At 38.4% G+C, this 8,477-nt stretch carries 10 protein-coding genes and 1 pseudogene; 1 reads left to right on the plus strand and 10 read right to left on the minus strand.

Going from position 1 to position 8,477, the window contains the following annotated elements:
- Positions 1-124: 124 nt before the first annotated feature.
- The 10 genes from A5N85_RS08190 to A5N85_RS08230 all read right to left on the minus strand — a co-directional run bounded on the left by A5N85_RS08190 (position 125) and on the right by A5N85_RS08230 (position 7,936).
- A complete protein-coding gene (locus tag A5N85_RS08190) occupies positions 125-1,030 on the minus strand; it encodes a LysR substrate-binding domain-containing protein (RefSeq protein WP_346243172.1) in 906 nt (301 codons plus the stop codon).
- The gene (locus tag A5N85_RS15135) at positions 1,030-1,317 is read right to left on the minus strand and encodes a hypothetical protein (protein ID WP_143143224.1); all 288 of its coding nucleotides are present in this window, start codon (positions 1,315-1,317) and stop codon (positions 1,030-1,032) included. The genes A5N85_RS08190 and A5N85_RS15135 overlap by 1 nt, the downstream gene beginning before the upstream one ends.
- Positions 1,318-1,499: 182 nt before the next feature.
- Positions 1,500-3,404, minus strand: coding sequence for a biosynthetic arginine decarboxylase (gene speA, locus A5N85_RS08195; RefSeq protein ID WP_072576796.1), 1,905 nt, complete (start codon positions 3,402-3,404; stop codon positions 1,500-1,502).
- Positions 3,405-3,412: 8 nt separating this feature from the next.
- Positions 3,413-3,853, minus strand: a complete 441-nt coding sequence (locus tag A5N85_RS08200) for a polyhydroxyalkanoate synthesis regulator DNA-binding domain-containing protein (protein ID WP_072576797.1) — start codon at positions 3,851-3,853, stop codon at positions 3,413-3,415.
- Positions 3,854-3,857: 4 nt separating this feature from the next.
- On the minus strand, positions 3,858-4,079 hold the full coding sequence (locus A5N85_RS08205; RefSeq protein ID WP_072576798.1) for a hypothetical protein: 222 nt from the start codon (positions 4,077-4,079) through the stop codon (positions 3,858-3,860).
- Positions 4,066-4,959 carry an EamA family transporter RarD gene (gene rarD / locus A5N85_RS08210; protein ID WP_072576799.1) on the minus strand — a complete coding sequence of 298 codons (894 nt, stop codon included), beginning with the start codon at positions 4,957-4,959 and terminating at the stop codon, positions 4,066-4,068. The genes A5N85_RS08205 and rarD overlap by 14 nt, the downstream gene beginning before the upstream one ends.
- The gene (metA, locus tag A5N85_RS08215) at positions 4,956-6,002 is read right to left on the minus strand and encodes a homoserine O-succinyltransferase MetA (protein WP_072576800.1); all 1,047 of its coding nucleotides are present in this window, start codon (positions 6,000-6,002) and stop codon (positions 4,956-4,958) included. The genes rarD and metA overlap by 4 nt, the downstream gene beginning before the upstream one ends.
- Complete coding sequence (locus tag A5N85_RS08220; RefSeq protein ID WP_072576801.1) at positions 5,993-6,823, minus strand: deoxynucleoside kinase; 831 nt, start codon at positions 6,821-6,823, stop codon at positions 5,993-5,995. Before A5N85_RS08220 ends, metA begins: the two co-directional genes overlap by 10 nt.
- A 177-nt stretch (positions 6,824-7,000) precedes the next feature.
- The gene (hpf, locus tag A5N85_RS08225) at positions 7,001-7,291 is read right to left on the minus strand and encodes a ribosome hibernation-promoting factor, HPF/YfiA family (protein ID WP_072576802.1); all 291 of its coding nucleotides are present in this window, start codon (positions 7,289-7,291) and stop codon (positions 7,001-7,003) included.
- Positions 7,292-7,438: 147 nt separating this feature from the next.
- Positions 7,439-7,936: an energy-coupling factor ABC transporter permease gene (locus A5N85_RS08230; protein ID WP_072576803.1), complete on the minus strand. Its 498-nt coding sequence runs from the start codon at positions 7,934-7,936 to the stop codon at positions 7,439-7,441.
- 344 nt (positions 7,937-8,280) lie between these two features.
- Here A5N85_RS08230 and A5N85_RS08235 point away from each other — a divergent pair.
- A pseudogene (locus A5N85_RS08235) lies at positions 8,281-8,477 on the plus strand (transposase); the annotation flags it as partial.

The raw sequence follows: 8,477 nt of genomic DNA on the forward strand, positions 1-8,477 counted from the left end.
AATTAAATAATTAAAATAGGCTATATAATTATAAAGAAGGAATAGCTGATAAATCTGCTATATAAGAAGCAATCCGTATAGGCAAAAAATAAAGGAAAATACTTTTTTGTATTGAGAGCATTTTTTATGGTTGTGTATGCTGATAAACCCAGTCGCACATTGCTTGTACTTTAGGGTCTCCTGAGAGTGCGGAATCGTATAGCATATAGTAAGCCCCATTACTTTCTAATACGAACTGCCACGGTATTATCAATCTGCCATCGGACAATTCTCGTTGAACCAAAAATTTTGGCACTAAGGCAATACCGCAACCCAATATTGCAGCACTAATACACGCATAAAAGGTATCAAAACGAGGACCGCTAAAAGTATCTTTTAGAGGAAGCCCTTGATAAGAAAAATATTCCATCCATGCTTGTGGGCGAGAGCGAGATTGGATTAAGGTGTATTGCTTTAAATTCGTTAGATTTTCTATTGGTTCGGATAATAAGTCTGGCGCACAAACGGCGACGCAATGTTCGTCAAAAAGTTTTTCTGCTTCCATTTTTGGCCAAACGCCATCCCCATAGAGAAACGCCATATCGATACATTCATCTTCTGCTAATACGCCACCAATTTGATCACTAATATCTAAATGGATATTGGAATGTTTTTGTCCAAAGCCTTTCAAAAGAGGGATAAACCAGCGAGCGCATAAGGTGGGATGGCAGGCAATATGTAGCGCTTGTGCGGTTTCTCCATGCGCTAAGACATTTAAGACTGAAATTTCCATCCGGCTTAAAATCGCTTGGGTTTCTTGTAAGAATTTATGTCCAATGGGAGAAAGATGTAGGCGTTGTCGAGAGCGATGAAAAAGCTGGATTTGTAGCATGGCTTCTAATTGCGCTACTTGTTTACTGACGGCACTTTGGGTCATGTGGAGTTCATGAGCGGCTTTGGTAAAACTCAAATGTCTGGCGGCGGACTCAAAGCATTGTAATGCGGTTGTGGAAGGGTATTTTCTAAAGTAGAGCATAAGTGAGAAAAACATTAGGTTGGCAGAGCATACTGACGTTGGGAGCAGCGACTTTCCCACTCAGAAAGGATGATTTGATAAATGTGTTGAAAAGGGATGTCTAATTTATCTAATGGCAGAGTAAGAGATAAATCGGGTGAACTGATATTTCGCGGGATGGGTTCGTCTGCCTCTGGAAAGCCATTAAACAGCGTTCCTTCGTAGTAATAAAGGATGAGAGAAGTGTCTTTTGTTTCTATGTAAGCGATATTTTGCCAATGGAGAAAACGATAATAGTTTCGAGATGCGGGTATGTGAACCATGTGAATAGGCGTCAATAAATAAGAAAATTGAATACCGCGAGCGGATAGCGAGAGCGCGGGAATGTCTTTTAAGATAAGCGCGATTTAGAAAATAATGAGTAATGTTGTCATTCATGGTAATTGATGGTTCAGATGACGTAAATATTTACGTCATCTGAATGTGTATTCAATGCGCAAAAGCATTATTGTTCATAGTAAGTATAGCCACGCAGACCGGCTTCAAACATATTGACTAAACGTTGACGTTCAGCAGGGGTAATGGTGCCTTTACGAACGGCTCGTTCAGCGGTTTCGCGGAAATGGGCGAGAAGATTTTGCGGTTGATATTCCACATAGCTTAGAACATCTGCCACGCTATCGCCCTCAACTTCATTGACAAAATCAAAACTACCATCTTCATGGATATAAACAGATACCACATGGGTATCGCCCAAGAGATTATGCAAATCACCTAAAGTTTCTTGATAAGCACCAACAAGGAATGCACCTAAATAATAAGGTTCATTGAGTTTGATTTCATGAAGCGGCAATACCCGCTGAATTTCACCATCTTCAACAAAACGGTCAATTTTTCCATCGCTATCGCAAGTCATATCCGCAACAATGGTATTACGGGTAGGGCGTTCGTTAAGCCTATGCAATGGCACCACAGGGAAAATTTGGTCAATCGCCCAAGCATCTGGCAAAGATTGGAAAACGCTAAAGTTACCGTAATAGATATCGGCTAACATGGTTTTTAGTAGTTCTGGTTCAGAGAGTGCATCAGGATGCGATTCCGCAATTTTGGCAACTTCCGCCATGATGCTCATAAAGATTTGTTCGACTTCGCTTCGGGTACGTAAAGACAAATGCCCACGCATAAAAGCATCTCTGGCTTCGTCTCTATAATACACTGCATCGTTAAAAGATTCTTGAGCAGTTTTAGGAGTTAATGTTTCATAAGCATAATGCAGATTTTGAATCATTGCGTTTTCTTCATTTTCTCGACGAGCTGGCATTTGTGCATCAGAAAAGCCAGTAACATCTAAAATGTCAAAGAGTAAAACGGAAGAATAGGCAACGGTTGCACGACCTGACTCGGTAACAATGGTAGGATGCGGAATATTTTTCTCATCTAACACAGATTGAATGGTTTCTACAACGTCTACGCAATATTCTTCTAAAGAGTAATTTCGAGAGTGAATAGCGCTGCTTCGGCTACCATCATAATCAACTGCTAAACCGCCACCTAAATCTAAATATTGCATAGGTGCGCCTTCTTCAACAAGCTCAACGTAATAACGGCAAGCTTCGCGGACACCAGTACGAATATCGCGGATATTAGGAATTTGTGAACCTAAGTGATAGTGTAAAAACTGCAAGCAATCTAGCATTTCAGCCGCTTTTAAGCCATCAATAACATCGACTAATTGAGCAGCATTTAAACCAAACATAGATTTATCGCCACTAGTGAGATTCCAATGTCCTGATACATGAGAAAACAACTTAGCGCGTACGCCAATCATCGGGCGAATCCCCATCGCTTTCGAGCTTTCGACAATAATTGGAAGTTCGGCTGGTGTTTCGATAACGAAAATCACTTTAAAGCCAAGTTTAAGCATTCCAAGACCAAGTTCTACAAACTCTCGATCTTTATAACCATTGCATACAATCAAAGGTCCGGGTTCTCTTAGCATGGAAAGTGCTATCATTAACTCCGCTTTAGAGCCTGCTTCCAAGCCGTGTGAATAAGGCTTACCAAAGCGAACAATATCTTCTATAACTTGTGCTTGTTGGTTTACTTTAATCGGAAAAACACCGCGATATTGCCCTTGATAATTACTATCTGCAATCGCTTTAGCAAATTCTTCGTTAATTAGTTTGATTTGATTTTCAAGTAAATTTTGTACGCGTAAAAGCACAGGCATCTCTTTACCTCTAGCACGCATACCGTCAATAAGATCAACTAATGGAATAGCCGTATTAGGCGCATTTGGTACATTAACGACGATATTACCCGACGAATTGATACCAAAATAGCCAGCGCCCCAGCCATTGACTTTATAGAGTGCCTCCGCGTCATCACGCGTCCATTCTTGTTCGCTCATTCTTTCTCCTAAAATATTGAAATTTGTTTGGTATCACCTGTTAGCGTTTCTGCTTGTAAGGCGATGAGCTTTTCAATGGTTGATAGTGGACCTTCACTATCAAAATTGCGCATCTGTTCTTGAAAAATATGCTGATGTTTTAAAAACATTTGCATACTTTTTTCTAAGAATAATGCCAAAATACCAGCAAGGAAATTATCATCAAATCTTACTGCTTCAGCGAGCATGGCTTCACTGAAAAGTGGTGCTGCTGTTTCATCAAGCGCTTCTTCTGCTAAGATATTTAATAGTACAGATCGTGTAATATCACGACCACTTTGTGCATCAACAATACTTACTCGTTCACCTTCGCTTAATAAGCGCTGGATATCATCACTTTTTACATAGTGACTTGCAACGGTGTCATACAATCTTCGATTAGGATATTTTTTAATTTTTCTTACTGACATTTTCTTAAAACCAAGTCCGTTTTTTATGATTTCTAGGGACAAACTCTCCCTCTACCATTTTGCAAACGTCCTGTGTCATTTTATCGTTGATAACACGAGTATTATCCTTAATATTCGTGCATTTCCCTTTAGAAAGATTATATTCTCCGATTGCTTCGGGTGAGTTAGGGGCGCTACAAGCCGCTATTATTAGCGTACAAGCGCAACAAAGACTAATGCGAGTCATATTTTTTTCTCCGAGTCATTTGCAATAATCTTACACTGTAAATAGCAAGCCCAATCCAAATCAATATAAAAGCAATGAGTCGTGAAATGGAAAAAGGCTCATGAAAATAAAAAATAGCAATCAAAAATTGAATACTTGGGCTTGAGTATTGTGCAAAGCCCACTGCAGTAAGTGAAAGGTAATTAACTGCGTAAAGAAATAGTAAAAGGGGGATAAGCGTAATTAGTCCAGCAGCAATACACCATAATATCATGGAAGGATCTGCTGCATAATTAAAAGCTTTTCCTTGCTCTACCAAAGCAGCCCATGCAAGTAACACAATCGGTAACATTACTAACAATTCGGCAAATAAACCTTGTACCGGTGGCATACGCATTTTTTTTCTCAAACTGCCATAAATCCCGAAAGCGGCGCCAATGCCTAACGGTAGCCATGGCATAATATGTAGGGCAATCATCTGATAAATGACGCCTGCTAGACCAAAACCTAATGCGGTTGCTTTCCAGATATCCATCTTATCGCCAAAGAGCCATACACCAAATAAAACATTGATTAAAGGTGTGATGAAATAGCCGATACTGGCTTGAGTCGTTAAGTTTTCATTAACTGCGACGATATAGAGATACCAATTAAGCGCAATAAAAACAGCGCTGATAGAAGCTTGTAGTAAAAAATGTGGACGCAAAATCGTTTGAAAAGCGCTTTTGAGTTTACCTTTCCAAGCGTAGAGCAATAATAAGCAGAGAAAAGAAAAAACAATTCGAACATATAAAAATTCATCTGCTCGCATAGTATCCATTGCACGAACAAATAATGGGAAAGCACCCCATGTGATAAAAGCAATAGAAAGTGCTATCCAAGCTTTTATAGTCATTGTCATGAATGTAATCTGCCTAGAGGATCAGTAGGATCAACACCATCCATAAAGACTTTTTTTCGGTCATGATGTGTGAGTTGATAAATAAGACCTAGCCAATTAGCAAAAATCCCTTTGGCCGTATCCCGCCAGGTAATTTCTATTTCTTCGCTAATGGCTTGATCTGGAAACTCGGCGATTTTTCCGTCAAAGTACGCATTCAATAAAGCCATCGATTGTTCATTAAAATAATGCGCTGGAAGTGAAGGCATTTTATCTAATAATCCTTCATGATAAAGCAGAGCATCTCGGCGGTATTCACGTAGTAAACTTTGTACGTCATATTCTGGATGCCCCTGTAAATAAATATGGCGAAACCCATCTGGTGAGGTGGCTAAAGCAACACCACTTTCTTCACCGGCTACTAATACTTCTAAACCATGCGCAATTAAAGTTTCAGCAGAAACATCATTTTTACGCGAATGTGGCATATCAAAACGCGTATTAACATTAGAAAGAAGAGGGTGCTTTTTATCTAAGACTTTATGAGAAAATACCCCAAAAAGCTTTTCTGGAAGTGCTTGGCGTTCTATTCCGTAGAAATATTTAAAAGCAGCATGAGAAGCTAAGCAGGAACATAATACAGAAGTAACATTATTATCCGCCCATTCAAATACCTTTTTCATTTCATTGACATAAGGTTCATCTGATAAATCCGCATGGATAGGATTGGTACCAGTGACAATGAGGCCATCTAAGCCTTCTTCTGCAACTGCTTCAAATTTTTCATAAGTTTTATCAATATATTCTTGCATTTCAGGACTACGCGGTACGCCATCAATGGTAAAAATATGTACGTAGAACTGAGCGATGCGATTAGAACTACCAATCAATCGTAGAAATTGTCTTTCTGTCGCTTGTAATGCACCATCAGGCATCATATTTAATAGCCCAATATGCAATTCCCGAATGTCTTGAGAATGCGCGCGATGAACATCTAGGACTTCTTGTCCTTCCTGTCGAATACGATCAAAAGATTCAAAAGGTCGGTGAGCAACTAATGGCATGATGTTCCTCTTTGTTTATGATAAGTTTCAGTTAATAGATAAGCAAATTCTCCAGCATCTTTACATGCCCAAACTTTTTCAACAGGTAATGAAATCCCGTAGCGTTTGGCAATTTCTGAATAACGGTGGCGACGATGGCGTAATAACTTAGGTCCTACAAAACGTAAAAAATCGTCGCTATCAAAATCATCGGGATGGGCTATAGCGCTTTCTTGAGCATAAGTTTCTATCATCTGCTGTAAAAAGCTTGTGTCATAACAAATGGGTTTAGGATATTGCACCGCTCGTCTTTCTAATTCCGCTTGTAATTCTTCACCTGCATCTAAATAAACAATTAAAGTACGTTTAGCAAGAAAATTCATTAAAGCAGCATCATCTAAATACTCTCCTAAGCTTCCGCCCGCATCATTATTAAATGATGTCATACCATAGCGCTTTTGTGCTAACGGCATAAATTGCTCAATATCATACATAGCGCACTTTTCTGCTTGCATAAAAGCTTTTTGTCGTTGTAAGAAAATATCGTAAGACATTCCCTGACGACCAATTTTACCAATATAGGCAGAAATAACCGCTAATTGTTCAATAGAAACCTTTCCCTTGATGCTAATAGCATTTTTAGAGATTAAATCTGAAAAAATAGGAAGTGCTTGTGTTTGCTCAAGTAACCAATTATCAATCGCTTCATTAAGATAACGCGTTGCAATTCGAAAATCACCAGAGTAATGAAACCAACCGTCTTTAGCTAACATGGTGCTTAATGTGGTTTTTCCTACGCCAGAATGTCCAAGTAAAGTAATTGCTGAAAGATTGGGCAGCATTTCGTGTACTCAATGGAAAAAGAAAATATTCTAACAAACCTATAGGAAAGGCTGTCGAATTTATTTATAAAAATGAATAAAACATTAAGAATCTTCTTTTAAATTAAAAATTAAAAGAACTAGAGAATGGTTTTAAAATAAAAGCCCTGAAAGTTCAGGGCTTTTTTAGAAAAGCGTTTAATGTGATTCTGCTTTTTCTTTAAGCTTTTGTAGTTGCTTGATGAGTTTTTCTTCGAGTCCATCAATTGCTGCATACATATCTGTGTGGCGAGCATCTCCATGAATGTCTTTTCCATTGGCAACGTGAAGCGTCGCTTCTGCAATTTTTTCATGCTTTTCAATCTGCAAAGTAACTTGTGCGCTAGTAACACCCGCGTGAATTTGCTCAATTCTAGATAACATGTGATCAATATGTTCACGCATAGCATCGCTAATATCTAGATGCTTTCCTGTAAGGTTAAATTGCATAATTATCTCCTTTTAAAACGGCAGTTGAGCTGCCGACTCAAACCGTATCAAAAATACGGTTTATTTGCAATATTATTCTGATAAATCCTAAATAGGATGAACAGGAAAATAGCATCTTAATAAATAAAAGATTGTTTTATATGAATTTTAAGGCCTGTTGATGAAATAACGATCTGGGTCAAAAGCAGAGAGTGTATTTGGCATAAAAGCAACAACTGCTGTAATAATGACGCCATTAATAAATCCTTCCGGATAAACAATAACAGGTAAAAATTTAAGGTATTTATCAGTAGAAAGGCTAAGAGGATAAATACCTGTGATGGCCAATAATAAAGAAGTCGCGCACATAATAATTATCATAGTCAAAATGCCACCAAAAAAGCCTGCACCTAAAGTAAAAATAAAAGGATTCTTAGGTAACAGTCTTTGTAAGAGTCGACAAAAAGCATCTGAAAAATACACAGGTAAAGCAGCATATAGCAAGCAATTCCAACCAATGAGCGCTAAAGGCTCACTTCCAAGTGCCCAAAGAAAGAGTTGAGTAATAACAGCACAAAGATAAGCAATATTTTTTCCCATCATTAAAGTTGCCGCTGTTAGGGCATATAAATGGAGAGAGACCGGGTAAGACGCCAGTACGACCATGAGCAAATAATGTTAGCGTAATTAGCCAAAGACAAAAGTTATGAAGAGTAAAGGGATACTGCGCTAATTTTTCCCATTTGATACGATAAAGACTATATACGCACAAAGCAATACTCATTAGGTATAATACGGCTAATAGCATATAAGATAAATGTTCAGAAATAGTATTCGATAAAGGAAAAAAAGTGGTCATAATAAGGTAGCTACTCGATAATATTAGAATATTCTACAGGAGAGAATATAAAATATCTGACAGGTAGCGTTCAAAATTTTGTGTCATTCCTTTAAACTACTCAAAACACAAGGAATGACAGTATGCCAAACCTTGACTTTAACAAAGCCTTTCAAATGGCATGAGCTATAGGACGATCAAAGACCACATCGCTGAGATTTACTCATTGGACGTCTCTGAAGCCACCATTAGCAGCATTACCGATCAACTCATACCACAGCTTAAAGCATGGCAATCTCGAACACCCGATAGTGTTTATCTCTTTGTTTGGCTGAATGCCATTCCCTACAAAGTCAAAGAAGAAGGAGG

The organism is Suttonella ornithocola (assembly GCF_001889065.1).
Classification (GTDB): Bacteria; Pseudomonadota; Gammaproteobacteria; order Cardiobacteriales; family Cardiobacteriaceae; genus Suttonella_A; species Suttonella_A ornithocola.